This is a genomic window from Bradyrhizobium sp., from assembly GCF_035484855.1.
Classification (GTDB): domain Bacteria; phylum Pseudomonadota; class Alphaproteobacteria; order Rhizobiales; family Xanthobacteraceae; genus Bradyrhizobium.
In genome coordinates, this window is sequence record NZ_DATHOP010000025.1 from 1 (window position 1) to 24,820 (window position 24,820).

General features: G+C 63.1%; 25 protein-coding genes and 2 pseudogenes. 18 read left to right on the top strand and 9 right to left on the bottom strand.

Going from position 1 to position 24,820, the window contains the following annotated elements:
* Positions 1-146, top strand: a pseudogene (locus VK804_RS02045) (IS481 family transposase); the annotation flags it as partial.
* On the opposite strand, the pseudogene VK804_RS02050 reads toward VK804_RS02045, so the two are convergent.
* Together VK804_RS02050 and VK804_RS02055 are read right to left on the bottom strand one after the other, a co-directional pair.
* Positions 142-288, bottom strand: a pseudogene (locus VK804_RS02050) (DUF1697 domain-containing protein); the annotation flags it as partial. The pseudogenes VK804_RS02045 and VK804_RS02050 overlap by 5 nt on opposite strands.
* A 17-nt stretch (positions 289-305) precedes the next feature.
* Positions 306-953 (bottom strand): alpha/beta hydrolase, encoded by a 648-nt coding sequence (locus tag VK804_RS02055; RefSeq protein ID WP_325367305.1) that lies wholly within the window; start codon positions 951-953, stop codon positions 306-308.
* A gap of 326 nt (positions 954-1,279) precedes the next feature.
* Here VK804_RS02055 and VK804_RS02060 point away from each other — a divergent pair, with 326 nt between their 5' ends.
* The 9 genes from VK804_RS02060 to VK804_RS02100 all read left to right on the top strand — a co-directional run bounded on the left by VK804_RS02060 (position 1,280) and on the right by VK804_RS02100 (position 9,034).
* Positions 1,280-2,437: a cysteine desulfurase family protein gene (locus tag VK804_RS02060; protein WP_325367307.1), complete on the top strand. Its 1,158-nt coding sequence runs from the start codon at positions 1,280-1,282 to the stop codon at positions 2,435-2,437.
* A gap of 96 nt (positions 2,438-2,533) precedes the next feature.
* Positions 2,534-4,015, top strand: coding sequence for a Fe-S cluster assembly protein SufB (gene sufB, locus VK804_RS02065; RefSeq protein ID WP_325367309.1), 1,482 nt, complete (start codon positions 2,534-2,536; stop codon positions 4,013-4,015).
* Positions 4,015-4,233, top strand: a complete 219-nt coding sequence (locus VK804_RS02070) for a hypothetical protein (protein ID WP_325367311.1) — start codon at positions 4,015-4,017, stop codon at positions 4,231-4,233. The genes sufB and VK804_RS02070 overlap by 1 nt, the downstream gene beginning before the upstream one ends.
* A gap of 16 nt (positions 4,234-4,249) precedes the next feature.
* On the top strand, positions 4,250-5,005 hold the full coding sequence (sufC, locus tag VK804_RS02075) for a Fe-S cluster assembly ATPase SufC (RefSeq protein WP_325367313.1): 756 nt from the start codon (positions 4,250-4,252) through the stop codon (positions 5,003-5,005).
* Positions 5,005-6,357 (top strand): Fe-S cluster assembly protein SufD, encoded by a 1,353-nt coding sequence (gene sufD, locus VK804_RS02080; RefSeq protein ID WP_325367315.1) that lies wholly within the window; start codon positions 5,005-5,007, stop codon positions 6,355-6,357. Before sufC ends, sufD begins: the two co-directional genes overlap by 1 nt.
* 2 nt (positions 6,358-6,359) lie before the next feature.
* Entirely contained in the window at positions 6,360-7,601 is a 1,242-nt protein-coding gene (locus VK804_RS02085) for a cysteine desulfurase (RefSeq protein ID WP_414642697.1), read from the top strand.
* The gene (locus VK804_RS02090) at positions 7,598-7,975 is read left to right on the top strand and encodes an SUF system Fe-S cluster assembly protein (RefSeq protein WP_325367319.1); all 378 of its coding nucleotides are present in this window, start codon (positions 7,598-7,600) and stop codon (positions 7,973-7,975) included. The genes VK804_RS02085 and VK804_RS02090 overlap by 4 nt, the downstream gene beginning before the upstream one ends.
* Positions 7,976-8,036: 61 nt before the next feature.
* Entirely contained in the window at positions 8,037-8,450 is a 414-nt protein-coding gene (locus tag VK804_RS02095; protein WP_325367321.1) for an iron-sulfur cluster assembly accessory protein, read from the top strand.
* Between the two features lie 155 nt (positions 8,451-8,605).
* Positions 8,606-9,034 carry a TfoX/Sxy family protein gene (locus VK804_RS02100; RefSeq protein WP_325367592.1) on the top strand — a complete coding sequence of 143 codons (429 nt, stop codon included), beginning with the start codon at positions 8,606-8,608 and terminating at the stop codon, positions 9,032-9,034.
* Positions 9,035-9,205: 171 nt separating this feature from the next.
* Here the strand turns inward: VK804_RS02100 and VK804_RS02105 are convergent, their stop codons facing one another.
* Together VK804_RS02105 and VK804_RS02110 are read right to left on the bottom strand one after the other, a co-directional pair.
* Positions 9,206-10,273, bottom strand: a complete 1,068-nt coding sequence (locus VK804_RS02105; RefSeq protein WP_325367323.1) for a GGDEF domain-containing protein — start codon at positions 10,271-10,273, stop codon at positions 9,206-9,208.
* 134 nt (positions 10,274-10,407) lie between these two features.
* A complete protein-coding gene (locus tag VK804_RS02110) occupies positions 10,408-11,895 on the bottom strand; it encodes a DEAD/DEAH box helicase (protein WP_325367325.1) in 1,488 nt (495 codons plus the stop codon).
* A 253-nt stretch (positions 11,896-12,148) separates the two neighbouring features.
* Here VK804_RS02110 and VK804_RS02115 point away from each other — a divergent pair, with 253 nt between their 5' ends.
* From VK804_RS02115 to VK804_RS02125, 3 genes are all read left to right on the top strand, one after another.
* Positions 12,149-12,736, top strand: coding sequence for a TMEM175 family protein (locus tag VK804_RS02115; protein WP_325367327.1), 588 nt, complete (start codon positions 12,149-12,151; stop codon positions 12,734-12,736).
* Between the two features lie 107 nt (positions 12,737-12,843).
* Positions 12,844-14,319 carry a caspase family protein gene (locus tag VK804_RS02120; RefSeq protein WP_325367594.1) on the top strand — a complete coding sequence of 492 codons (1,476 nt, stop codon included), beginning with the start codon at positions 12,844-12,846 and terminating at the stop codon, positions 14,317-14,319.
* A gap of 342 nt (positions 14,320-14,661) precedes the next feature.
* Positions 14,662-15,516 (top strand): outer membrane protein, encoded by an 855-nt coding sequence (locus VK804_RS02125; protein ID WP_325367329.1) that lies wholly within the window; start codon positions 14,662-14,664, stop codon positions 15,514-15,516.
* Positions 15,517-15,597: 81 nt separating this feature from the next.
* On the opposite strand, the gene VK804_RS02130 is transcribed toward VK804_RS02125, so the two are convergent.
* The 4 genes from VK804_RS02130 to parE all read right to left on the bottom strand — a co-directional run bounded on the left by VK804_RS02130 (position 15,598) and on the right by parE (position 19,832).
* On the bottom strand, positions 15,598-16,368 hold the full coding sequence (locus VK804_RS02130) for a glucose 1-dehydrogenase (RefSeq protein WP_325367331.1): 771 nt from the start codon (positions 16,366-16,368) through the stop codon (positions 15,598-15,600).
* A gap of 24 nt (positions 16,369-16,392) precedes the next feature.
* Positions 16,393-16,578 (bottom strand): hypothetical protein, encoded by a 186-nt coding sequence (locus tag VK804_RS02135; RefSeq protein WP_325367333.1) that lies wholly within the window; start codon positions 16,576-16,578, stop codon positions 16,393-16,395.
* A 181-nt stretch (positions 16,579-16,759) separates the two neighbouring features.
* Positions 16,760-17,548, bottom strand: coding sequence for a porin family protein (locus VK804_RS02140; protein WP_325367335.1), 789 nt, complete (start codon positions 17,546-17,548; stop codon positions 16,760-16,762).
* 226 nt (positions 17,549-17,774) lie between these two features.
* On the bottom strand, positions 17,775-19,832 hold the full coding sequence (parE, locus tag VK804_RS02145; RefSeq protein ID WP_325367337.1) for a DNA topoisomerase IV subunit B: 2,058 nt from the start codon (positions 19,830-19,832) through the stop codon (positions 17,775-17,777).
* Positions 19,833-20,205: 373 nt separating this feature from the next.
* Here parE and VK804_RS02150 point away from each other — a divergent pair, with 373 nt between their 5' ends.
* The 5 genes from VK804_RS02150 (at position 20,206) to VK804_RS02170 (ending at position 24,349) form a co-directional block, all read left to right on the top strand.
* Complete coding sequence (locus VK804_RS02150; protein WP_325367339.1) at positions 20,206-20,736, top strand: DedA family protein; 531 nt, start codon at positions 20,206-20,208, stop codon at positions 20,734-20,736.
* A 99-nt stretch (positions 20,737-20,835) separates the two neighbouring features.
* A complete protein-coding gene (locus tag VK804_RS02155; protein ID WP_325367341.1) occupies positions 20,836-21,825 on the top strand; it encodes an MBL fold metallo-hydrolase in 990 nt (329 codons plus the stop codon).
* 211 nt (positions 21,826-22,036) lie between these two features.
* The gene (locus VK804_RS02160) at positions 22,037-22,705 is read left to right on the top strand and encodes an FMN-binding negative transcriptional regulator (RefSeq protein ID WP_325367343.1); all 669 of its coding nucleotides are present in this window, start codon (positions 22,037-22,039) and stop codon (positions 22,703-22,705) included.
* Positions 22,706-22,716: 11 nt separating this feature from the next.
* The gene (gene argC, locus VK804_RS02165) at positions 22,717-23,709 is read left to right on the top strand and encodes an N-acetyl-gamma-glutamyl-phosphate reductase (protein ID WP_325367345.1); all 993 of its coding nucleotides are present in this window, start codon (positions 22,717-22,719) and stop codon (positions 23,707-23,709) included.
* A gap of 40 nt (positions 23,710-23,749) precedes the next feature.
* Positions 23,750-24,349, top strand: coding sequence for a class I SAM-dependent methyltransferase (locus tag VK804_RS02170; RefSeq protein WP_325367347.1), 600 nt, complete (start codon positions 23,750-23,752; stop codon positions 24,347-24,349).
* Positions 24,350-24,361: 12 nt separating this feature from the next.
* Here VK804_RS02170 and VK804_RS02175 read toward each other — a convergent pair whose 3' ends face one another.
* On the bottom strand, positions 24,362-24,760 hold the full coding sequence (locus tag VK804_RS02175) for an MAPEG family protein (protein WP_325367349.1): 399 nt from the start codon (positions 24,758-24,760) through the stop codon (positions 24,362-24,364).
* Between the last annotated feature and the right edge of the window lie 60 nt (positions 24,761-24,820).

The following is a 24,820-nucleotide window of genomic DNA, read 5'->3' on the forward strand; positions in this document are numbered from 1 at the left end:
ATCCCACGTCAGATCGGCGCGCAGAAGAATTGCCGATCTGGCTACATCAATACAACTGGCATCGGCCCCACGGTGGGATAAGATCTCAAACGCCCATCAGCAGACTCGGTCTAACCGAGGACAACCTCCTGAGGCTCCACAACTAGTGAAAACGACATTGCCGCTGGCGATGTAGGTGCGGACGGCGCCGAAGCCGAGTTCTTCGCAGATGTTCTTTAGCTCGTTCATCGGCAGTTTGCCGGTGCCGCCGACATTGACCGCGCGCAGCAGGGCCACGAACGATCCCATGGCCGCTCTCCAGAAGCCTAGCGGACGTTGGCGAGCCGCATGTCGAGATAGCCGGTCACCGTCTGCATCAACGGCTCGAGCTTGCCGTCGAAGAAATGGTTGGCGCCGGGAATGATCTGCTGGTCGATCACGATGCCCTTTTGCGTCTTCAGCTTTTCCACCAGCGTATTGACGTCCTTCGGCGGCACCACGGCATCCTTCTCGCCATGCACGATCAGGCCCGAGGACGGGCAGGGCGCCAGGAACGAGAAGTCGTAGAGATTGGCGGGCGGCGCGATCGAAATGAATCCTTCGACCTCGGGTCGGCGCATCAAAAGCTGCATGCCGATCCAGGCGCCGAACGAAAAGCCCGCGACCCAGCAGGCGCGGGCCTCGGGATTGATCGTCTGCGCCCAGTCGAGCGCGGAAGCGGCGTCCGACAATTCGCCGGTGCCGTGGTCGAACGAGCCCTGGCTGCGGCCGACACCGCGGAAATTGAAGCGCAGCACGGAAAAGCCGCGATGGGCGAACGCGTAGTAGCACTGGTAGATGATCTGGTGGTTCATGGTGCCGTGAAACTGCGGATGCGGATGCAGGATCATCGCGATCGGCGCATTCTTCTGTTTCGCCGGATGGTAACGGCCTTCGAGGCGGCCTGCGGGGCCGGTGAAAATGACTTCAGGCATTGATGGGTCCTTGGCGAAATCAACCGACTTTGTGCTGGCTTTGTCTGGCGCGTGGGCAGACAAAACCGCGCAGGGATCAGGGCTGATCAGGCGTCGTTGGGCGATGCGCGAACGGCGCCCGGTGAACTGGAGGCCGCGTTCTAGCATGAGGCGAGGGGCAAAAAGCAAGGGTTTTGAACGTCGCGCGAGCGTGTGCAATGCGTTAGCTCTGATGTTGTCGGGAGATGTCCGCATCGCCAGTTGCCATAACGCCGGACAGTCCGGACAAGCTGTCGTCAGCCTCGCCTTTGTCTGACGGTTTCACAATTACGGTATTATAATACTCAATGCTGGACCGGGTCTATCTCGACTGGAACGCGACCACGCCGCTGCGCCCGGAGGCGCGGCAGGCAATGGCCGCGGCGTGGGATTTGTCCGGTAATCCCTCCTCCGTCCATGCCGAGGGCCGCATGGCCCGCCGGCTGGTCGAGGATGCGAGGGCCGCAGTTGCGGGCGCGCTCGGTGCGCTGCCGCGCGATGTCGTCTTCACCTCGGGAGGAACCGAGGCCAATGCGCTGGCGCTAACGCCGGGGCTGCGGCGCGGGTCCGCACCCCCGGTGCAGCGTCTGGCCGTCTCGGCGATCGAGCACGCCTCGGTGCTGGCAGGTGGGCGGTTTCTGCGCGAGGCGATTTCGATGGTCGGCGTGACACGCACCGGCCTGTTGGATTTGGACCGTCTGCACGCAGCGCTTGCGGACGGTCCGCCGGCGCTGGTGTCGATCATGCTGGCCAACAACGAAACCGGCGCGATTCAGCCGATCCCGGAAGCGGCCGAGATCATCCATGCCGCCGATGGATTGCTGCATGTTGACGCGGTCCAGGCGTTCGGAAAAATACCTCTTGATATCAGTGTGATGGGGGCCGATCTGGTGACGCTTTCGGCGCACAAGATCGGTGGCCCGAAGGGGGTCGGCGCGCTGGTTCTGGCTGAGGGCCTGCTGGGGCCTGACCCGCTGCTGCGCGGCGGCGGCCAGGAGCGCGGGCACCGGGCGGGAACCGAGAATGTCGCCGGAATTGCCGGATTCGGGGCGGCCCTGAGGGCCGCGATGACCGGCCTGGAACGAGACGCCATCCGCCTCGAAAGCCTGCGAGATCGGCTGGAAAGCGGCCTGCGGCAGATCCCTGGTGTCATCGTGTTCTCCGATGACGCGCCACGGCTGCCCAATACCACGCTGTTCACGGCTCCCGGCCTGAAGGCCGAAACCGCCGTGATCGGCTTCGACCTTGCGGGAATTGCGGTTTCCTCAGGCTCTGCCTGTTCCTCGGGCAAGGTGCAGCCGTCCCATGTCCTGGAAGCGATGGGAACCGGGCCCGAACTCGCGAAGGGAGCGGTGCGGCTCAGTCTGGGCTGGTCTACCTCGACGGCGGACATTGATCGCTGTCTTCAGGCTTGGCGAAAGCTCGCCGGTACCCTACTTAATCAGGGACGACGAAACACAGCTTGAACGGTTCTAAGCAGGTGATTTCCTCCGGGAAACATCGTAATAGTCGTCCCTGAACTGATCCACCGCGGTCCTTGAAACCGCGAGCGGAGGAAAAGAATGGCTGCCGTACAGGAGACGGTCGACCGCGTCAGGCGGATCGACGTCGACCAATATCGATATGGATTTGAGACGCTTATCGAGTCCGACAAGGCCCCGAAGGGGCTGTCGGAAGATACCGTCCGCTTCATCTCAGCGAAAAAGAGCGAACCGGCCTGGATGCTGGAATGGCGGCTGGAGGCCTATCGCCGCTGGCTGACCATGACCGAGCCGACATGGGCGCGGGTGGACTATCCCAGGATCGATTACCAGGATCTCTATTATTACTCGGCGCCGAAGCCGAAGAAGCAGGTCGCCTCGCTCGACGAGATTGATCCGGAAATCCTCAAAACCTACGAAAAGCTCGGCATTCCCTTGCGAGAGGTGGAAGTGCTGGAGGGCGTGGTGCGCCCCGAGGGCGAGCGCCGCATCGCGGTCGACGCGGTGTTCGACTCGGTGTCGGTGGCGACCACCTTCCAGAAGGAACTGAAGAACGCCGGCGTGATCTTCATGCCGATCTCGGAGGCGATCCGCGAGCATCCTGATCTGGTCAAGAAGTATCTCGGCACGGTGGTGCCGACCTCGGACAACTATTTTGCGACGCTCAATTCCGCAGTCTTCTCCGACGGCTCGTTCGTCTATGTGCCGCCGGGCGTGCGCTGCCCGATGGAGCTGTCCACTTACTTCCGCATCAACGAGCGCAACACCGGCCAGTTCGAGCGCACCCTGATCATCGCCGACAAGGGCGCTTACGTCAGCTATCTCGAAGGCTGCACCGCGCCGCAGCGCGACGAGAACCAGCTGCATGCCGCAGTCGTCGAACTGGTGACGCTCGACGATGCCGAAATCAAATATTCGACGGTGCAGAACTGGTACCCCGGCAATTCCGAAGGTGTCGGCGGCATCTATAACTTCGTCACCAAGCGTGGCGACTGCCGCGGCAACAATTCGAAGATTTCATGGACCCAGGTCGAGACCGGCTCCGCCATCACCTGGAAATATCCGAGCTGCATCCTGCGCGGCGACAATTCGCGCGGCGAGTTTTACTCGATCGCGATCTCGAACGGCCACCAGCAGGTCGACAGCGGCACCAAGATGATCCATCTCGGCAAGAACACGACGAGCCGGATCATCTCCAAGGGCATCGCGGCCGGCGTCTCGCAGAACACCTATCGCGGCCTCGTCACCGCGCACCGCAAAGCCACCGGCGCGCGCAATTTCACCGCCTGCGATTCGCTTCTGATCGGCGACCAGTGCGGCGCGCACACCGTGCCCTATATCGAGGCCAAAAACTCCTCCGCGCTGTTCGAGCACGAGGCGACGACGTCGAAGATTTCCGAGGACGTGTTGTTCTATTGCGTGCAGCGCGGACTGAGCCAGGAAGAGGCTGTCGGCCTCGTCGTCAACGGCTTCGTCAAGGACGTGCTGCAGCAGCTGCCGATGGAGTTCGCAGTGGAGGCGCAGAAGCTGATCTCGATCAGTCTGGAGGGGAGCGTGGGCTGATGGTTGAACCAGACAATCTGGTGCTGGAACATCTGCGCGTCATTCGCGGCGACATGAGCAAGCTCGTCGGTGAAATGCAAACGATGCGCGTTGAGATGACGGCGATGCGTCAGCACATGGCGGGCATGATGACCATTCAGGAGCATGACCACGTCGACATCGCAGGGATCAAGAGCCGCCTGGATCGCATCGAGAAGCGCCTGGAGCTGGCGGATTAATTCAAGGATTGAGTGAATGCCACTACTCGAAGTCAAAAACCTGCACGTCCGTGTCGAGGAGCGTGAGATTCTTCACGGGCTGTCGCTTGTCGTGAACAAGGGCGAGGTGCACGCCATCATGGGGCCGAACGGCTCCGGCAAATCGACGCTCTCGCATGTGATTGCCGGCAAGCCGGGCTATGAAGTGACCGGTGGCGAAGTCCTGTTCAACGGCGAGAACCTCTTGGAAATGCCGCCGGACGAACGCGCCGCCAAGGGCGTGTTCCTGGCGTTCCAGTATCCGGTGGAGATTCCGGGAGTAGCCACCATGACGTTCCTGCGCACCGCGCTGAACGCGCAGCGCAAGGCGCGGGGCGAGAGCGAATTCTCGACGCCCGCGTTTCTGAAAAAGGTGCGCGAAGTCGCAAGCCGGCTCAACATCCCGCAGGACATGCTGCGCCGTGGCGTCAATGTCGGCTTTTCCGGCGGCGAGAAGAAGCGCAACGAGATCCTGCAGATGGCGTTGTTCGAGCCCAGCCTGTGCATCCTCGACGAAATGGATTCCGGCCTCGACATCGACGCGCTGCGGGTCGCCGCCGACGGCGTCAACGCGCTACGCTCGCCCGACCGGGCGATGGTGGTGATCACGCATTACCAGCGGCTCCTCAACTACATCGTGCCTGATTTCGTGCACGTGATGTCGAAGGGGCGGGTGGTGAAGAGCGGCGGCAAGGAACTGGCGCTTCAGCTCGAAGCTGACGGCTACGCGCAGTTCGAGGATGTGGCGGCCTGATGAACGTTGCGGTGGCAAAAATCGAATCCGGCCGGGCGCTCAGCGAGGCGTTTGCGGAAGCGCGCGACCGGCTGCCCGGTATCGGGCAGGTGCTCGATACACGCCAGCTTGCGTTCGACAGCTATGCGCGGCGGGGTCTGCCGCACCGGCGGATCGAAGATTGGAAGTACACCGATCTTCGTGTCTTGATGCGCGAAGTGTTGCCCCAGGCGGCGGCGCCGGATCAGGCCGCGCTCGATGCGGCCAGGCGAGCCCTGACGGCGCAGACGATCGATGGCGTTCGCCGGCTCGTGCTGGTGAACGGCTATTTCGTACCGCAGCTTTCTGATCTGGGGGACCTGGAAAAAGGGCTTGCGATCGGCACGCTGCGCGAGCTGCTGGAGCGCGGAGCCTGGCCCAGCCTCGATCGGCTGATCGTGACCGACGTTGCGAATCCGGAGGCCGCGCAGGACAAACCCGATCCGATGATCGCGCTGAACGCCGCGATGATGACGGACGGGGTCATGATCGAGGTGGCTTCCGGCGCGCGATTGGCGCGGCCGCTCCACATCGTTCATGTCGCCTGCGGTCATGCGCCAGCGGCGATGTTCACGCGCTCGGCGCTGCGCGTTGGAAAAGGCGCGGTAGCCACGCTGATCGAAAGTTTCATCGCTGCGGAAAATGCCGCCACTTACCAGGTTCACGACGCAACCATGATGCTGGTGGACGCCGACGCGCGGCTCGATCATATCCGCATGGTGGAAGACAGCCGCGACGCGTTCAATATCTCCAGCGCCGCCGTCGGCCTCGGCGCGAAGGCCCATTTCAACACTTTCTCTCTCACCACGGGCGGCGGAGTCAGTCGCCATCAGATGTTCATCGAATGCGCCGGCGAAGGCTCGCGTATCGAAACCAGCGGCGTCAATCTGCTCAATGGCCGTCAGCACGCCGACACTACGATGTTCCTGGACCATGCCGTGCCGAACTGCTCGAGCCGCGAGATCTTCCGCTCGGTGCTCGACGACCGCGGCCATTCGGTGTTCCAGGGCCGCATCATCGTTCGCCCGAAGGCACAGAAGACCGACGCCAAGATGATGGTTCGGGCGCTATTGCTGTCGGATGAGGCGGAAGCCGACAACAAGCCGGAACTGGAAATCTTTGCCGACGACGTCACCTGCGGCCATGGCGCGACCACCGGCTCGCTCGACGAGAGTCTGTTGTTCTATTTGCGCGCGCGCGGCCTGTCGGAAAAGGAGGCGCAGGCGCTTCTGATCCAGGCCTTCGTCGGCGAGGCCATCGAACAGATCGCCAGCGACGCCTTGCGCGAACACGTCATCGGCGCGGCGCAGCGCTGGCTGGCGGCACGGGGATGACCATGCATCCGGCAGTCGCAAACGGTTCCTATGATGTTGCCCGCGTCCGGCAGGATTTTCCCGCGCTGGCCCTAAAAGTCTATGGCAAGCCGCTGGTCTATCTCGATAACGCGGCATCCGCGCAAAAGCCGAGTGCGGTGCTCGATCGCATGACGGAGGCCTACAAGAGCGAATACGCCAACGTGCATCGTGGGCTGCATTACCTGGCCAATGCCGCCACCGAAGCTTACGAGGGCGCCCGCGGCAAGGTGGCGAGCTTTCTCAACGCCAGGCGTAGTGAGGAGATCATCTTCACCCGCAACGTCACCGAGGCGATCAACCTGGTGGCATCGTCCTGGGGCGAGCCCAACATCAAGGCCGGTGACGAGATCGTGCTCTCGATCATGGAGCACCATTCCAACATCGTTCCCTGGCATTTCCTCAGGGAACGCCATGGCGCCGTGATCAAATGGGCGCCGGTCGACGATGAAGGCAATTTCCTGATCGAGGAGTTCGAGAAGCTGCTGACGCCGCGCACTAGGCTGGTCGCGATCACGCAGATGTCGAATGCGCTCGGCACGCTCGTGCCGGTCAAGGAGGTCGTCAGGCTGGCCCACGCCCGCGGCATTCCGGTGCTGGTCGACGGCGCTCAGGCGGCCGTTCATCTGACGATCGACGTGCAGGACATCGACGCCGATTTCTATGCCTTTACCGGCCACAAGCTGTATGGCCCGACTGGCATCGGCGTGCTCTATGCCAAGCACGAGCATCTTGTTGCGATGCGGCCCTATAATGGGGGCGGCGAGATGATCCGCGAGGTCGCGAGGGACTGGGTCACGTATGGCGACCCGCCGCACAAGTTCGAAGCCGGTACACCGCCGATCGTCCAGGCGATCGGGCTTGGAGCCGCCATCGACTACGTCAATTCGATGGGCAAGGAACGCATTGCCGCCCACGAGCACGATCTCATGACCTATGCGCAGGCGCGATTGCGGGAAATCAATTCGCTGCGCCTGATCGGCACCGCGAAGCACAAGGGACCGGTGATCTCGTTCGAGATGAAGGGCGCCCATCCCCATGATGTCGCCACCGTGATCGACCGCCAGGGCATCGCGGTGCGCGCCGGCACCCATTGCGTGATGCCGCTTTTAGAGCGGTTCAATGTTACGGCGACCTGCCGCGCCTCGTTTGGGATGTATAATACCCGTGAAGAAGTCGACCATCTGGCGCAGGCGCTGATCAAGGCGCGGGAATTGTTTTCATGACCGACACTGTCGAGAATCTCGAAGCCAGGGCCAATATGGAGACCCATTCGGCGCTGCCGCCGGAGGAGACCGAACGCCTGACCGGCGAAATCGTCGCCGCGCTGAAGACCGTGTTCGATCCGGAAATTCCGGCCGACATCTATGAACTCGGCCTGATCTACAAGGTCGAGATCAAGGACGACCGCGGCGTCGATGTCGTGATGACGCTGACGACGCCGAATTGTCCGGCGGCCGGCGAATTGCCGACCATGGTGGAGAACGCGGTGGCCAGCGTTCCCGGCGTCGGCGTGGTCAATGTCAATCTGGTCTGGGACCCCGCATGGTCGCCGGACCGCATGAGCGACGAGGCGCGCCTCGTGCTCAATATGTGGTGAAGCGTAAACCGATTGTTTTCACGGGAAATGGCAGCATTGACGTGCTGCGAGGACTGAATAGATGACCGACATGACACCCGCATCGCCAACAACACCTGCCTCCAAGCCGAAGCTCCGGCCGCGTCCGCAGGTGATGAAGCTGACGGAAGCCGCCGCGCAGCGGATCACGGAACTCACCAGGCGCGCCGATTCGGAGATCGTCGGCCTGCGGGTCGGCATCAAGAATGGCGGCTGCGCCGGGCAATCCTATACGGTCGAATACGCCCACGAGGTCCGCCCCTCCGACGAGGTGGTCGAGGACAAGGGCGTGAAAATCCTGGTCGATCCCAAGGCGGTGCTGTTCCTGCTCGGCACCGAGATGGACTACAAGGCCGACAAGATGCAGTCCCAGTTCATCTTCAACAACCCGAACCAGACCGGCGCCTGCGGCTGCGGCGAATCGGTGCAGCTGACGGCCGCGAAGGTGGACGGCTGAGGCCTTAAAGTCTCACCGCAAGCATTTCTGTCATCCTGAGGAGCCGCGCTCTTGTGCGGCGTCTCGAAGGATGGAGGCTCGCACCCCTCTCATCCTTCGAGGCTCGCCAACAGGCTCGCACCTCAGGATGACGCCGGGGAGCTGGCCAGTTGTCGATGGACCGCGATTTCCTGATCGACCTGTTTTCCGACTTCGGGCCTGTGACGATCCGTCCGATGTTTTCCGGATTCGGGATTTCCGCCGACGGCACCAACTTTGCGATGGCGTTGCGCGCGGGCCTCTACTTCCGTGCCGACGAAGCGACCGTTCCGCAATTCGAGGCCGAGGGTTCAAAGCCGTTCCAGTATCAGACCCGTGCCAAGACCGTCACGGTGAACTCGTACTGGCAATTGCCAGCGCGACTGTTTGACGATCCGGAGGAGTTGACGCATTGGGCGAGGGCGGCATTGGCGGCAGCGCAGCGGGCTGCGCTAAGCAAACGGCCAAAGAAGCGCATGCCTGCGAAAGCTGCGATGAAGAAATCTGCTGCCAAGAAGAGGAATCGTAGGGTAGGCGAAGCGAAGCGTGCCCACCATTCGAAATAACGAACCGGAGAGACGGTGGGCACGGCGCAAGAACGTCTTTGCCCACCCTACGTGCTGGGCGAGCCATCGAAGGCTGGTCCGCAAGCACCGTGCAAATCATCCTTCGCGGCTCGCAAGCGCTCGCACCTCCAGCGACAGCGGCTCCGCCGTTGCGCAGGGATGGCGTCTGGGCTAGGCCACCTGGCTGTGGCTCTCGGCGGCGTATTCCGGGTCGACTTCGCAGATCACGCGGTTGCGGCCGTTGCGCTTGGCGGCATAGAGGCAGCCGTCGGCGCGCTCGATCAGCGAATCGGTGTCGTCGCCCGGCTTCAGCATGGAAACGCCGACCGAGATGGTGACGCGGCCCAAAATTTCGCCGGTGGATTTCTTCTTCAATTCCTTTGCCATGATGGCGCGGCGGATGTGATCGGCCACCGTCAGCGCCTGGCGCAGCGCGGTATTGGGCAGCACGACCGCGAATTCCTCGCCGCCGTAGCGGGCGGTGATGTCCTGGCCCTTGATGGTCTGCTTCAGCGACAGGCCGACCAGCCGGAGCACCTGGTCGCCGGTGAGATGGCCGTAGGAGTCGTTGAACGATTTGAAGTGGTCGATGTCGAACATCAGAAGTGACAGCGGCTCGCCATTGGCGAGCGCATTCGCCACCGCCATGTCGATCGAGCGGTCGAAATATTTGCGGTTGCCAAGGCCGGTCAGCGGATCGGTCAGGCTCTCGGCGCGAATCGCCTCCAGGCTGGTCTGCAGGTTGCTGATCTCGCTCTTCGACAGCGACAGCCGGTCTTCCAGCGCCTTGTTGGTCTCGCGCATCTCGCGGGTGGATTTCACCAGCGATTCGATGATCACCTTGACCTGATCGGGTTTGCGGGCGACCGACAGCTTCTCGGTCGCGCCGGAAAGGCTGGCATCGTAGGTCGCCGACATGCCCAGCGCGTCGGTGATCAGCGCCATCACGTCGTCGATTTCGCCGATCACGCGCGAGCCGACCTTGTCGATGCGGTCGGTGGTCTTGATCTGGGAAAGATAGGTTTCGTAGATCTGTTCGAGATCGGCTTCGGTCAGCTTGCCGTTGCGCGCCAGCGTCTCGTTGATGATCTTGTTGAGCGGCGAATTGTATCCGGTGGCGTAGACGTACCAGATTTCGTAGTTGCGGGGGACGGCGGTTTGCCGGAGCGACCTGATCTGGCCCAGCGCGACTTCGGCGAAGGCCATTGTGCGTTCATGTTCGTCGAGCACCTTGACCACCGATCATTCCCCAATAGCGGGCAGCGCCGCCCGCAGCACGGCAGCAATGACTAAATTATCGCGGTCAAGTTAGGGGAGGAGAATGAACGCCCGGTAAACGGGCGCCCGGAGGCCTTCGCAGCTGCGGTATTTCATCAGACGCGCGCGCGTACCGGCCGCAGCAGGAACGCCGGAAGATGCGAGTGATCGGCGGGTTCGGACGCGGGATCGCGCGGGGCCGGCGATGCCTCGGCGCGGCCGATCGAAGGCGTGCGCGAGGCTGGAGGAGCGACCGGCGGGGCGAATGCCGCGGCGGGTGCCTGCGGCTGCGGGCCGGAATGGCGCCCGCCGCCGGAGCGCCGCGATTCGCGTTCGCGGCGAGGCTTGCGGGCCTCCTGTACACCGTCTCGGGGGCTTTCACGTGACGCCTGCCTTGGGCCTTCGCGCCCCCCGCGGCGAGGCTGACGCGGTTCGGCGCTGGACGGCGCCGCTGCGGCGCCTTCAACCGCCTGGATCGCAACGCCGCTGTCGGCGCGCGGAATGGTCTGTCCGATCAACTTTTCGATCGCGACCATGGATTTCTGGTCGAGCGGGGTGACGATGGAGATCGCGGTGCCGGGGCGCCCCGCGCGCCCGGTGCGGCCGATGCGATGGACGTAGTCGTCGGCATGATGCGGGACATCGAAATTGAAGACGTGGCTGGTGATGGGAATGTCGAGGCCGCGGGCCGCGACGTCGGAGGCGACCAAAAGCGGAATTTCACCCTTGCGGAATTGATCGAGCGCGGCAGTGCGCGCCGACTGGTCCATGTCGCCGTGCAGGGCGCCGACGGCAAAGCCGTGCTTCTGCAGCGATTTGTAGAGCAGCGCCACCTCGCGCTTGCGGTTGCAGAAGATGATGGCGTTCTGCAGGTCCTTGGCGTCGCGCAACAGGCGGCGCAGCGTATCGCGCTTCTCGTGCGGCTCGCGGCCCACCGCGATCTGGAACTGCGCCACGCCCTCGGCGGTCGTCGCTGGCCTCGAAACTTCGATTCTGGCGGGATTGTGCAGGAAGGTTTCGGTGATGCGCGCGATTTCGGGGGGCATCGTCGCGGTGAAGAACAGCGTCTGCCGCGTAAACGGGATCATCTTGCAGATGCGTTCGATGTCGGGAATGAAGCCCATGTCCAGCATGCGGTCGGCTTCGTCGATAACCAGCAGTTCGACGCCGGTGAGCAGCAGCCCGCCGCGTTCGGTATGGTCGAGCAGACGGCCGGGGGTTGCGATCAGGACGTCGACGCCGCGGGTCAGCTTGGTGTCTTGGTCGCCGAAGGAAACGCCGCCGATCAGCAGCGCGACGTTGAGTTTCTGTCCCGCGCCGTATTTATCGAACTGTTCCTTGACCTGGGCGGCGAGTTCGCGCGTCGGCTCGACAATCAGGGTGCGGGGCATTCGGGCCCGCGCCCGGCCCTTTTCGAGCATGGTGAGCATCGGAAGCACGAAGGCAGCGGTCTTGCCGGTGCCGGTCTGGGCGATGCCGAGGACGTCCCGGCGGGCCAGAACATGGGGAATCGCCTGTTCCTGAATGGGGGTAGGGGTGGTGTAACCGGTGGCCGCGACGGCGGCGAGCACCTTGTCGGACAAGCCGAGATGGGAAAAAGACATTGAGCCTCTGTAGAAACCGCCGCTTGGAATCCAAGGAAATAACTGTCGCGCTCAACCCCGGAACGGCACGCAGATTTGCACGGGATTTCGGGAACGCAGACAGGCGGCTTACCAAGATATCGCGTTTCGATACCGGGCCGCGTCAGGCCGGAACATAGGGTCAAATCGGCCGAAGTCAATGGAAGAGGCCCGACAAGCGTTGAAAAAGCTTAATGTTTTTGTACAAATGCGGGCAAAGCCGCTAGGAAACGCCATGTTCTCAAAATCCCGTCTTGATACCTTGAGCGACGGAATCTTCGGCGTCGCCATGACGCTCTTGATTCTCGACGTGCGGCTGCCCGACGATTTCCATCCCGGAGACAGCGCCGCGCTGTTGCAGGGCCTGCTCGACCTGTGGCCGAAATTCGTGCCCTACATGCTGAGTTTCGGCGTGCTCGGATTGCGCTGGCTCTCCAATATCGAGCTGCGCAGCCGCGCGGAATACGTCGACCGCGAGTACGTCAATTGGTGGCTACTCTATCAGTTCCTGATCACCTGCGTGCCGTTCACCACCATCGTGGTCGGCCGCTTCGCGCACTTCCCGCCGGCGATCTGGCTTTACGCGGGCCACACGCTGTTGATCGCCCTGGTCGGGGTTCGTCTGATGCAGCTTACCCCGCATCTGGAGCAGGGCGACCATCTGCAACACCGGCAGATATCGGCGTGGCTCTTGATCATCTCCTCGCTGCTGGCGATCGCCATCAGCTTCGTGAGCCCCAGGGTGGCGCTGTGGGCGCTGATGCTGAACTTTGCCGGACCGGTGATCCGGGTTTGGAGCAAGCTGGCGCAGGCGCAGAATTGAACCGGCAGATCGACTTTCCCGACCAAGCCCGGAGGTCGGCGCTATCAGTGACGGATCGCGCAAGGCGGGGAATTCGGATGAACAACAGGCCGTCGTTCAGGGTTGTGATGTTGGGCCTCCTGGCGTCGCTGATAACGTTCTCCGCTCACGCCGAGAAACGCGTCGCGCTGGTGATCGGCAACAACGACTACAAGAACGTTCCAAAGCTGCAGAAGGCCGTCAACGACGCCCGCACCATGGGCGAGACCTTAAAACAGCTCGGCTTTTCCGTGATGGTGGCGGAGAACCAGACGCGGCAGGCGTTCAGCGAAACGCTGCTCGCCTTCGACAAGGCGGTCGAGCCCGGCGATACCGCGTTTTTCTTCTACGCCGGCCACGGTTTTGAGATAGCCGGCCAGAATTTCTTGCTGCCGACCGACGTGCCGGCCGCGGGCGAGGGCCAGGAAGAACTGGTGCGCGACGCCTCCATTCTCGCCGATCGTGTCATCGAACGGCTGCAAAACAAGAAAGTGCGCACCGTGATCCTGGTGTTCGATGCCTGCCGCAACAATCCGTTCGAGCGAAGCGGCACCCGCGCGATCGCCGGCGGCGGCGGGCTGGCGCCGATGACGCAATTGCCCGAGGGCGTGTTCTCGGTGTTTTCCGCCGGTCCCCGGCAAACCGCGCTCGATCGGCTGTCGAACAATGACGACAACCCCAACTCGGTGTTCACGCGAACGTTTTCGAAAGAGCTGCTGCAGCCCGGCGAGAACCTCGTCCAGGTGGCGCAGCACACCCGCCGGATCGTCAGCGAGATGGCGGAGACCGTGAGCCACAAGCAGATCCCGGTCTATTTCGACCAGATGGTCGACGACGTGTTCTTGAACGGCCGGGCGAAGGGGCAGGTCGATGCTTCCAAGGAGGCGACGAAGCCGGCCGAGCCGCCGCAGAAGGTCGCGGCGTTGCCGCCGGTCGCGCCGCTGCGCGCGCCGAAGGATGATTCCGTCAACGCACCGATCGCGATGTTCTCCCGCCACAATGGCGGCTGGACGGTGGTGTTCTCGATCGCCGATCCGACGCTCGGGATTTCCTGGCGGATCGGCGAGGCCGGCGATTTCCGCGAAACCGGCTTCCTCGATACGCTCGATCCGCGCACCCGCAAGCGGATGCCCAATCCGTCGATTGAACTTGCCGCCGATGCGCCGGCCGCGACCATTCAGGTGCGCTACGTCGACACATCAGGCGAATTGCAGGGACCGTTTCCCATCAAATTCGATCCCGAGGCCGCGCTGATCCACGATCAGCGAAAGATCCTCGACATGACCGCGACCAGCTGGCTGTCGTTCCGCGAGTTCAACGGGCTCCTGATCTATTACACCCAGCTGATGTCGTATCGCTGCGCGATCCGCGAGGCGCGTATCGGCATCGACTCAACGGTGCCGGACAGGGTGCTGAAGATGCCGCCCTGCGACATCCGGGACCCGAACGAGATTCCCCATGACGCGGTACCCTACCTCAAGCTTGCGCCGTCGACCCAATTCGTATCGGTGGAGTTGACCTATCGCGACGGCAGTGTCTCGGAGATCAAGAGTTTCCGGCGCTGACAATTCGGGCGTCGCTACGATATGCGGCTGGAAAATGGGCCGCGACGCCCTGGCGCATTTGCTGCGCGATTCCTGGGCTCCTCTCCCTCGCCCATTCTCTAGTCTTTAGCGGAGCCGCCGAATCGAGAGGTCTGGCGTATCGGGTTCGCCGTCCGCCGGGCGCAGTCACAGCAAACCGAGGCGGTATGTTGTTGCCGTCGATGCATGATTCTGTTGCCCGATAGCAACGGTGACGCGGAATGTGGCACTCATCCAGTTCGAAACCGGAGTTCCTGTTTGGTGCCAAGGCCCGTGCGGGTTAAAGATTCCGTATTATCTTTTTCTCGATTGGCGGGGGATTTCATGGGACGGCATTTTGCTTACGCGGCTGCTGCTGCGTTGCTGGCGATAGGCGCGGGGTCGGCCAGCGCGGCCGACCTGCCGGTCAAGGCCCCGCCGATGGCTGCGCCGCCGGTCTGGAACTGGACGGGTTTCTATGTCGGTGGCAGCGTCGGCGGTATCTGGGACGATACCCGCGACAACGTCTACCCGACGGGGTGCTTCCTCACGAGCGTGACGTGCGGCCTTGGTCCGGCCGCCAACCCGATTCGTTCGGACTCGGTCCGCTTCAACGACGCCCAGTTCATCGGTGGTGGGCAGGCAGGCTATAACTGGCAGAGCGGCCGCTTCGTCGGCGGTATCGAAGGCGACATCAGCTGGACCGGTATCAACCAGACGATCCTCACAACCAAAGCCATGACGCCGCCGCTTGCTGGCTTCATGGTGCACGCCGAGGGCGTGAAGGAGGATTGGCTCGCGACGATCCGCGGCCGTGCCGGCTTCACCGTGACCCCGAACTTCCTCCTCTACGCGACTGGCGGTCTGGCGTTTGGCCACGTGCAGACGGCGGGCGCTGTCGCCTTTACGGTCACGGCGGACACGTACGCCGGCGCGTCCGACGACACCCGGTTTGGCTGGACCGTCGGCGCCGGCGGCGAGTGGATGATCTCGCCGAAGTGGTCGATCAAGGCGGAATATCTCTACGTTGATTTGGGCAAGCAAGGTGACAACCTGGCCTGCACGGCGCCGGGCATCTGCACCGCGCCGCCTCAGGTTGCGCCCGGCGCCACCTACCAGGCGGATTTCCGCCTCCACGAGCACATCGCTCGGGTTGGTCTGAACTATCACTTCGGTGGCCCGGTGGTCGCGAAATACTGACGCTCGAACGGCCTCCTGAAACTCAAAGCCCCGGCAGCGCCCGGGGCTTTTTCGTCTGCAGAGAACGCCGCGGTTTCAGCTTCAGCCCATGATCGAAAAGCCGCCATCGACCGGAATGGCGGTACCGGTGACGAAGCCGGACGCGGCGGACGCGAGAAACACCGCGATCCCCGCGAAGTCGTCGATCGCGCCCCAGCGCCCCGCCGGCGTGCGCGCCAACACCTTGTCGTGCAGGCCGTCGATCTCTTCGCGGGCGCGACGGGTCAGATCGGTATCGATCCAGCCCGGCAGAACCGCATTGGCCTGGATGTTGTCTCGGGCCCAGGCGACCGCGCAGGAGCGGGTGAACTGGACGATGCCGCCCTTGCTCGCGGCATAGGCCGGCGCAAAGCTGGCGCCGAAGATCGACATCATCGAGCCAATATTGATGATCTTGCCGCCGCCTGCCGCCTTCATCGCCGGGTAGACCGCCTGCGAACACAGGAACGCGCTGGTCAGGTTGGTCCGGATCACGCTGTCCCATTCGGCTGGATCCAGCGTCTGCGGCGGTCTGCGGATATTGATGCCGGCGTTGTTGACGAGAATGTCGATCCGGCCGAGCTCGCGGTACGTACGCTCGACCATGGCGTCGACGGCGGCCTTGTCGGTGACATCGGTCGTCACCGATATCGCCTTGACGCCGAGCTTCCTAAGCCCGGCGGCCGCAGCGGCGGACTTGGTCTCATTGCGTCCGACCACGGCAATATCGGCGCCGGCTTGCGCCAGTCCTCGCGCCATGCCGAGCCCGATGCCGCCATTGCCGCCGGTGACGATCGCGACCTTGCCGCTGAGATCGAATGGCCCCGTTGTCATTGTTGGCTTCCCTGATGCGTTCTGTTAGCGCCTGCTCTGCCAGATCAGGATCAGCCCGAGCACTGCCAGCGCCGCGCCGTAGCCGGCCCACTGGGTCTGATTGATCATGAAGCTCGATTGCGGCCAGTTGATCACGCCGAGGCCCTGGCCGATCCACAATAGGCCAATGGCAAGTGCAATCAGGCCCAGGACCAGGAGCAATTTGCGCATACGTGTTTCCTCGTTCGCTTGGTCGCGCGGCGGTCGCGCAACCGCGGCCAGAGTGGCGCGCCCGGTTATCCGAGGCAAGAGCGGCGACGACGGCTCGGACTGCAGCGCGCCATTCCACGGCGGAGTCACAAAAAAGCCCCGGACGATGCCGGGGCTTTTGCAGGCTTGCAGGGAGATCGGATCAGTACTTCGCGACCACCGGGCCAGTCCAGTTGAAGCGATAGACCAGCGAGGTCGTGACGGTCTGCACGAGGGGCTTGAAGGTGACCGAGTTGCCAAACGGAAGGCCGGTGGCGATGGTGGTCTCGGGAAGCGTCGTGCGATCGAAGTAGGAGGCGCGATACTCGGTCTTCATGAACCAGCCCGGAGCCGCGATGCCGAAGATGTTCAGGCTGTTCTCAACGCCGCCACCGACGAACCAACCATTACGATTGAATGACGGGGTCGTCGTGATAAATGGACCGGCAGGAGCAGTAAAAGCCAAAGATGAACTCGACCACTGCGATCCGGTATAACCGCCATTGACATAGGAATAGACATTCGGGGCGACGAGATATCCCAGCCGCACGCCGGCGGCCCAAGTGTCCCTCAGCTTTTCGTTGCCAGTGAGGCCGGCGAAGTTGTCGTTGATCGAACCGCGCAGGCTGCCGAATGTCCCATCGGCGAAAATGCCGGCGACCCACGATCCGTTGAACTGCCAGTCATAGCCAGCGCCAACCGTACCGAACCAACCATCTCCGCCCATGCGCTGGGTGTTGGTGAGTGGAGTCCCGGTTGCGGTGGCAACCGTATAGTTGTCGGCATCCCAGATGCCGCCGCCCACGCCGCCGAAGATGTAGAAGCCGGTCCAGCTCGGAGCCACCGGCATCGGCATCGGGGCCTTGGCGTAAGGACGAGGAGCCAAATCGGCCGCCATCGCTGATCCCGTGAAAGCCGCCAGTGCGGTCAGAGCGAGCACTAATTTTTTCATGTTCATTTCCTCGAATATTCGTCCGGATGTGGATCGCTGACCAGCGAGCGTCCTAAAACCTGGAAAGAATATAGCCGGTTTTGCTCGAAAAGCTGTTGCCGGGCAGGCACACTCGCCGGAAAACGAACGCCGCGGGTCGCCCTCTTGGGAAACGAAAACGGCCTCACATCCGGCTTCGAAATCCCCGGTTAACCCACAGAAAACACAGCTGAATTGGCCAGTTTTCTTAGACGTCCAGCAGATCCTCGCTGGCAAACTCCGCCTTGTCGGAAATGAAGGCAAAGCGCGCCTCGGCCTTGGTGCCCATCAGCCGCTCGACCGAATCGGCGGTGCCCTCGCGGTCGTCGGCCAGCAACACCACGCGCAGCATGGTCCGCCTGGCCGGATCCATGGTGGTCTCCTTCAATTGCGCCGGCATCATCTCGCCGAGCCCCTTGAAGCGGCCGACATCGACCTTGGCATTGGCGTTGAATTCGCTTTTGAGCAGCGCATCCTTGTGCGCCTCGTCGCGGGCGTAGACCGTTTTCGCTCCATGGGTGAGGCGGTAGAGCGGCGGGACCGCGAGATAGAGGTGGCCTTCATCGATCAGTCGCGGCGTTTGCCGGTAGAAGAAGGTGATCAAGAGCGAAGCGATATGCGCGCCGTCGACGTCGGCGTCGGTCATGATGATGATGCGCGAGTAGCGCAAGTCCTCTTCGCGGTAGTGCGGGCCGGTGCCGCAACCGATCGCCTGCATCAGGTCGGCGAGCTGGGCGTTGGCGGTGAGCTTGTCCTTGGTGGCGGAAGCGACGTTGAGGATCTTGCCGCGCAACGGGAGGATGGCTTGGGTCTTGCGGTCGCGCGCCTGCTTGGCGCTGCCGCCGGCCGAGTCGCCTTCGACGATGAACAGCTCGCTGCCTTCGGCCGCCGTATTGGTGCAGTCGGCGAGTTTGCCCGGCAGCCGCAGCTTCTTCACCGCGGTCTTGCGGGAAATCTCTTTCTCGGCGCGGCGGCGCAGCCGTTCGTCAGCGCGCTCGATGACGAAATCGAGCAGCCTGTTGGCCTGCAGCGGATTGCCCGACAGCCAGTGATCGAACGGGTCCTTGATCGCCTGCTCGACGATGCGCTGGGCTTCAGCGGTGGCCAGCCGGTCCTTGGTCTGGCCCTGGAATTCCGGCTCGCGCACGAACACCGAGAGCATCACGGCAGCGCCCACCATGACGTCTTCGGAAACGATGGGGGCCGCGCGCTTGCCCTGGCCGACCCGCTCGGCGTGATCCTTCAAGCCGCGCAATAGCGCGCTGCGCATGCCGGATTCGTGGGTACCGCCGTCCTGCGTCGGCACGGTGTTGCAATAGGAGGACAGAAAGCCGTCGGCATCCGCCGTCCAGGCGACCGCCCACTCGCAGGTGCCGTGGGCGCCGACGCGCCCCGACTTGCCGGAGAAGATATCGGGATGCACCAGGGTATCGGCATGGATCGCCGCCGCCAGATAATCCTTCAGGCCGCCGGGGAAGTGAAAGCTGTCTTCGGCGGGCACATCCTCGAGCCCCTTCAACAATGCGGGATCGCAATGCCAGCGGATCTCGACGCCGCCGAACAGATAGGCCTTCGAGCGCGCCATCTTGAACAGCCGCTGCGGCTTGAAGGCGGTCTTGGCGCCGAAGATTTCCGTATCCGGCCTGAAGCGGATTTTCGTGCCGCGGCGGTTGTTGATCTTGCCGAGGTCTTCGAGCTTGCCCTTGGGATGGCCGCGCTCGAACGCCATGCGGTAGAGTTTCTGGCCGCGCGCGACCTCGACTTCGAGCCGCGACGACAGCGCATTCACCACGGAGACGCCAACGCCATGCAGGCCGCCCGAGGTCTCATAGACCTTGGAGTCGAATTTGCCGCCGGAATGCAGCGTGCACATGATGACTTCGAGCGCGGATTTCTTCGGGAATTTCGGATGCGGATCGACCGGGATGCCGCGGCCATTGTCGGTGACGGTGAGAAATCCGTCGGCGCCCAGTTCCACCTCGATGAAGGTGGCGTGGCCCGCCAAGGCCTCGTCCATCGAATTGTCGATCACCTCGGCGAACAGATGATGCAGCGCCTTCTCGTCGGTGCCGCCGATATACATGCCGGGCCGGCGCCGCACCGGCTCGAGCCCTTCCAGCACCTCGATATCCCGCGCGGTGTAGCCGGCCTCGGCGCTGGACGAGCGTGAGGCAACTTTGAGCGCGGCTCGGCCCTTCGGCTCCGCGTCGGCGAACAGGTCATTCGAAACTTTGGATTTAGCAGGTGATTTCAATGGTTTATTCATGTCTTTTCATGTGTTGCGCGGCAAGCCAGCCGCGGCGAATCGGTTCCCCTGACTATGCCACGGATAGGCCTAAAAGGTGACGACGGGCGATCGGGGGAAGGGGGTCTCTTCCACGAGGGAGGCGACAGATTCCCCTCATCTAGGCGCGCGGGGTGCGGAATTCGATGGGTTGCGAAAAGCTCGCTTCGGCTGACCGTGATCGGTGGTCCGGCCAGCCCCGCCGCGATAAAAGCGGGCCTGTTCAACGACATCGCTCACGGATTGTCGCCGGCTTTGTGACTTGATGTCGGGGATCGGGGCGGCTTACCTGTCCGTCGGCACCGAATCCGCAAGAAAGGTTCCAGGGCCAAACGGATCGGGAAGGGCGTTTTGAATGGAAGATTATGCGCACGCGCTGGCCGATTTCGTGCGCGATCATCAGGCTTGGGCCGCCCCGATTGTACTTTTGCTCGCGTTCGGCGAATCGCTTGCCTTCATTTCGCTGTTGATCCCGGCCTGGGGCGCGCTGGTCGCGATCGGCGCCCTGATCGGCGCGAGTGGCATCAGTTTCTGGCCGGTGTGGATCGCCGGCGGCATTGGCGCAGCCCTCGGCGACTGGATCTCCTACTGGTTCGGCTACAAGTACAAGGAGCATGTCGCGCAGATGTGGCCGCTGTCGCGTTATCCGGAGATTTTGCCCCGCGGCGAGGCTTTTGTGAAAAAATGGGGCGTGCCCAGCATCTTCATCGGCCGGTTTTTCGGACCCTTGCGCGCCTCGGTGCCGCTGGCGGCCGGAATTTTCGAAATGCCGAATTGGAGTTTTCAATTCGCCAATTGGATATCGGCGCTGGTCTGGGCGGCGGCGCTGTTGCTGTTCGGCGATGTCATCGCCCAGATCGCCGAATGGCTGTGGCGCACGGTCTAGGCATCCTTGCTGTCGCGCCCCGCCAGAAACGCTGCTAACAATGGCCGCGACAAGCGCCAGCAAGCGGGGAATCCCGCGCGGAAAATCGGAGGACAAACCATGGAACTGACACGACGTCACGCACTCACAGGCGCCGCCGCGGTCGCGGCGGCACCGCTCCTTGCAGCTCGGCCGGCCAGCGCGGCCGCTCCCGTGGCCGACAAGCAGGCGCCGAGTTTCTATCGCTACAAGGTCGGCGACATCGAGGTGACCGTGGTCTCCGATGGCCGCAACACCTTTACGTTTGAGGATTCCTTCATCACCAATGCGAAGAAGGAAGAGATCAATGCCGCGCTCGAGAAGGCGTTTCTGCCGCGCGACATCATGACGATCTACTTCGCGCCGCTGGTGATCAACACCGGTGGCAAGCTCGTCGTCGTCGATACCGGCAACGGCCCGGTCGCCAAGGTCAACAGCAAGGGCGCCGCCGGCCAGTTCGCCGATAACCTCGCCGCCGCCGGTTTCGACGCCAAGGCGGTCGACATGGTGGTGATCTCGCACTTCCACACCGACCATGTGAACGGCCTGTTGACGGCCGACGGCACGCCGGCCTTTCCCAACGCCGAGGTGCTGGTGCCCGCGACGGAATGGAAGTTCTGGATGGACGACGGCGAGATGAGCCGGGCGCCCGCCGGACGCATGCAGGGGCTGTTCAAGAACAACCGCAACATTTTCGATGCGGCGCTGAAGAAGAAGGTGACGCCCTACGAGTGGGGCAAGGAAGTGGCGCCCGGCCTGCTTGCGGTCGAGACCGTCGGTCATACGCCCGGCCACACTTCCTATGTGCTGTCGTCCGGCTCCGGCAAGGTGTTCGTCCAGTCGGATGTCACCAACAATCCAAATCCGTTTGCGACCAATCCGGGCTGGCATGCCTTTTTCGACCAGGACGCCGATGTCGCCGAAAAGACCCGCCGTCGGATCTACGACATGGTCGCCACCGAGAAGCTGATGGTGCAGGGCTTCCACTATCCGTTCCCGGGGCTCGGCCACGTCGAGAAGGACGGCAACGGTTATCGGGTAATTCCGGCGCCGTGGAATCCGACGATCTGAGAAACCTTGACGAAACGAGGCCGTGGCCTTATAGCCCCGGCCATGAATAACGCCGCGACCATTGTCACCGTGCGCCGCCGCCGTACCCCAGCGGTACGGGCGGTCGTCTGCGTTTAAGATCGCTGCCCTGCCGCCGGATCCACTCCGCGGCCTCTCTTTTCCAAACAACGCGGTCTGATCTGGCGGCTCCTACGTCAAGCAGGAGTTTGAAATGTATACGCCCCCGATGTTCAAGCCCGATCGCGCCGCAAGCCTCGAATTTGCGCAAGTGCGGGGATTTGGCAGCGTCACCGCATGGGACGGCGCCAGGCCGATCGCCTCATCGCTGCCGTTTCTCCTGACGTCGGCCGACGACGGCACGCCGCAGGCCGCGTTTCACGTCGCGCGCGGCAATCCGCTGGCAAAGCTGGCCGACGGCAAATCGTGCTGGCTGATCACCGTGCCGGGTGCCGATGCCTATGTGTCGCCCGACTGGTACGCTTCGCCCGATCAGGTGCCGACCTGGCTCTACCAGACCGTGCACCTCACCGGGACGGTGCGGACGGTGCCGGAGTCCGAACTCGGCCCGCATCTCGACGCGCTCAGTGCCAAATTCGAAAACTGGCTTGCGCCGAAGCCGCCTTGGCTGGTGTCGAAAGTCGCCGCCGGACGCCTTGATGCGCTGAAAAAGGCGATCGTCGGCATGGTGATGTCGGTCGAAGATGTCGAGGGCAGCTTCAAGCTCAACCAGCATAAATCCGACGCCGATCATGTTGCGATTGCCTCGTCACTGCTGCAGCAAGACGACGACGCCGCACGCAATATCGGAAAACAGATGGTCGCGCTGCGGCCGCAGTTGGACTACAAATCATCCATGCCTGTCGCCGCGCCTGCGGATTGAAGGAACACGCCATGACCCTCACCGACACCAAGCAGCCGAAAGGCAACCCCGTCGTCACCAAGAACGCCGCCCGGCCGACCGTGTTCGTTGACGGCGCGGCCGGAACCACGGGTCTCGGCATACGCGAGCGCCTCGGCCAACAGAGCGACGTCGTGCTCAAGGGTATCGCCGAGGACAAACGCAAGGACGCGGGCGCAAAGCGCGCGCTGATGGAGGAAGTCGACCTCGTCATCCTCTGCCTGCCCGACGCCGCCGCGCGGGAAACCGTGGCGCTGATCGACGGCATGGGAGCGTCCGCGCCCAAAGTACTGGATGCCTCGACCGCGTTCCGGGTCGCCGCCGATTGGACCTATGGTTTTCCGGAACTTGCACCCGACCAGGCCGACAAGATACGCGCGGCCCGGAAAGTCTCGAACCCGGGCTGCTATCCGACCGGCGCGGTAGCGCTGCTGCGACCGCTGGTCGATGCCGGGCTGTTGCCTTCGGACTATCCCGTCGCCATCAACGCGGTGAGCGGCTATTCCGGCGGCGGCAAGTCGATGATCGAGAGTTTTGAGAACGGCACGGCGCCGGCGTTCGAACTCTACGGCCTCGGCTTTGAGCACAAGCATTTGCCGGAGACGCAGCTTTATTCAAGGCTGTCGCGCCGGCCGATTTTCGTGCCGTCGGTCGGCAACTACCGGCAGGGCATGCTGGTATCGGTGCCGCTGCATCTCGACACGCTGCCGGGCAAGCCCGCCGCGGCCGAGCTGCACGCCGCGCTGGCGAAGCGTTATGCTGATAGCGCCTATGTCTCGGTCATGCCGCTCGACGATGCGGCGATCAAGAGCGGACGCATCGAGCCGGAGGCGCTCAACGAAACCAACAGGCTCGAGCTCTATGTCTTTGCGAGCCCGAAATATCGTCAGGTGGTTCTGGTCGCGCGTCTCGACAATCTGGGCAAGGGCGCCTCGGGGGCCGCGGTCCAGAACATGCGGCTGATGCTGGGCTTTGCGGATACATGAGGCCGAAAGCCAGCAAGATCGCGCTGTCGGCATGAGTGACATGAACCCCGCGGACGCAAAGACCCTGATGTTTTACGGGGAGAACGCGCGGGCCTATGCCGAGCGCGAGATCGCACAGCATACGCGGCTGAAAGCATTTCTCGCGCTGCTTCCGGCCGGCGCCAGCATCCTCGAACTGGGATGCGGCGCCGGCGCCGCCTCGGCCGAAATGATCGCAGGGGGTTTCGATGCGCGTCCCACCGATGGAGCGCCTGAGATGGCCGAGGAGGCATCGCGTCGGCTCAGCCGTCCGGTCGAGACGCTGCTGTTCCATGACCTCAAGGCGGTCGAGGCCTATGACGGCGTCTGGGCCAACGCCTGTCTGCTTCATGTGCCGAGGCCTGAACTGGCACATGTGTTGGGGCTGATCTGGCGCGCGTTGAAACCCGCGGGCTATTTCTACGCCAGCTTCAAGACCGGCGCAGCCGACGGACGGGACAAGCTCGATCGCTACTACAACTATCCGTCGCCGGACTGGCTGCGGGCAACCTATTCGGAAGCCGGCCGCTGGAGCTCATTGTCGATCGACAGCGGCGAGGTCAAAGGCTTCGACAATGAGCATGCCGCGATGCTTTATGTGGTGGCGCGGAAGAGCGTCTGACCTCTGCTGCTTTCAAAGCACCTTGAAAATCGCCAGCGCCAGCACCGCCTGCGCCAGGAAACCGACGGTGAAGGCGAGCGTCCGGAACACCGGCAGGCCCATGGTGTAGACGACGAGATGCGCGAGGCGGGCCCAGAAGTAGACGGCGCAGGCCAGCACCGTCCATTGGCTGGAATAGTCGATCGCGTTGAGGATCAGCACCAGGGGCGCGAAGATCACGAGATTTTCGACCGCATTGTCGTGCGCGAACATCAGCCGCGTGGCCCATTCGGCGTGGGGCTTGGCGTTGCGCGAGGGATTGGCCATCGCGCCGCCGAGGCCGCGAACCTGACAGCGGTTGAGGATGTAGGGCACCCACAGCAATCCCGTCAGAATGACGGTCAGCGTCAGCCAGAACAATTCGCGCGTCATCGGTGTTCCCCTCGATCTTGGTTTCGAATCTCGTCCCGGCGGGACGGCTGTTTATAACCA

Bases quoted from the DNA above. Each gene is read 5' to 3' on its own strand.
- VK804_RS02125 (WP_325367329.1), top strand. From the start codon at position 14,662: ATGGGACGGCATTTTGCTTACGCGGCTGCTGCTGCGTTGCTGGCGATA.
- sufC (WP_325367313.1), top strand. From the start codon at position 4,250: ATGCCACTACTCGAAGTCAAAAACCTGCACGTCCGTGTCGAGGAGCGT.
- VK804_RS02095 (WP_325367321.1), top strand. From the start codon at position 8,037: ATGACCGACATGACACCCGCATCGCCAACAACACCTGCCTCCAAGCCG.
- VK804_RS02160 (WP_325367343.1), top strand. From the start codon at position 22,037: ATGTATACGCCCCCGATGTTCAAGCCCGATCGCGCCGCAAGCCTCGAA.
- VK804_RS02120 (WP_325367594.1), top strand. From the start codon at position 12,844: ATGTTGGGCCTCCTGGCGTCGCTGATAACGTTCTCCGCTCACGCCGAG.
- parE (WP_325367337.1), bottom strand. From the start codon at position 19,832: ATGAATAAACCATTGAAATCACCTGCTAAATCCAAAGTTTCGAATGAC.
- VK804_RS02110 (WP_325367325.1), bottom strand. From the start codon at position 11,895: ATGTCTTTTTCCCATCTCGGCTTGTCCGACAAGGTGCTCGCCGCCGTC.
- VK804_RS02055 (WP_325367305.1), bottom strand. From the start codon at position 953: ATGCCTGAAGTCATTTTCACCGGCCCCGCAGGCCGCCTCGAAGGCCGT.
- VK804_RS02085 (WP_414642697.1), top strand. From the start codon at position 6,360: ATGCATCCGGCAGTCGCAAACGGTTCCTATGATGTTGCCCGCGTCCGG.
- VK804_RS02060 (WP_325367307.1), top strand. From the start codon at position 1,280: ATGCTGGACCGGGTCTATCTCGACTGGAACGCGACCACGCCGCTGCGC.
- sufD (WP_325367315.1), top strand. From the start codon at position 5,005: ATGAACGTTGCGGTGGCAAAAATCGAATCCGGCCGGGCGCTCAGCGAG.
- sufB (WP_325367309.1), top strand. From the start codon at position 2,534: ATGGCTGCCGTACAGGAGACGGTCGACCGCGTCAGGCGGATCGACGTC.
- VK804_RS02170 (WP_325367347.1), top strand. From the start codon at position 23,750: ATGAACCCCGCGGACGCAAAGACCCTGATGTTTTACGGGGAGAACGCG.
- VK804_RS02135 (WP_325367333.1), bottom strand. From the start codon at position 16,578: ATGCGCAAATTGCTCCTGGTCCTGGGCCTGATTGCACTTGCCATTGGC.
- VK804_RS02140 (WP_325367335.1), bottom strand. From the start codon at position 17,548: ATGAAAAAATTAGTGCTCGCTCTGACCGCACTGGCGGCTTTCACGGGA.
- VK804_RS02150 (WP_325367339.1), top strand. From the start codon at position 20,206: ATGGAAGATTATGCGCACGCGCTGGCCGATTTCGTGCGCGATCATCAG.
- VK804_RS02100 (WP_325367592.1), top strand. From the start codon at position 8,606: ATGGACCGCGATTTCCTGATCGACCTGTTTTCCGACTTCGGGCCTGTG.
- VK804_RS02175 (WP_325367349.1), bottom strand. From the start codon at position 24,760: ATGACGCGCGAATTGTTCTGGCTGACGCTGACCGTCATTCTGACGGGA.
- VK804_RS02115 (WP_325367327.1), top strand. From the start codon at position 12,149: ATGTTCTCAAAATCCCGTCTTGATACCTTGAGCGACGGAATCTTCGGC.
- argC (WP_325367345.1), top strand. From the start codon at position 22,717: ATGACCCTCACCGACACCAAGCAGCCGAAAGGCAACCCCGTCGTCACC.
- VK804_RS02090 (WP_325367319.1), top strand. From the start codon at position 7,598: ATGACCGACACTGTCGAGAATCTCGAAGCCAGGGCCAATATGGAGACC.
- VK804_RS02155 (WP_325367341.1), top strand. From the start codon at position 20,836: ATGGAACTGACACGACGTCACGCACTCACAGGCGCCGCCGCGGTCGCG.
- VK804_RS02130 (WP_325367331.1), bottom strand. From the start codon at position 16,368: ATGACAACGGGGCCATTCGATCTCAGCGGCAAGGTCGCGATCGTCACC.
- VK804_RS02070 (WP_325367311.1), top strand. From the start codon at position 4,015: ATGGTTGAACCAGACAATCTGGTGCTGGAACATCTGCGCGTCATTCGC.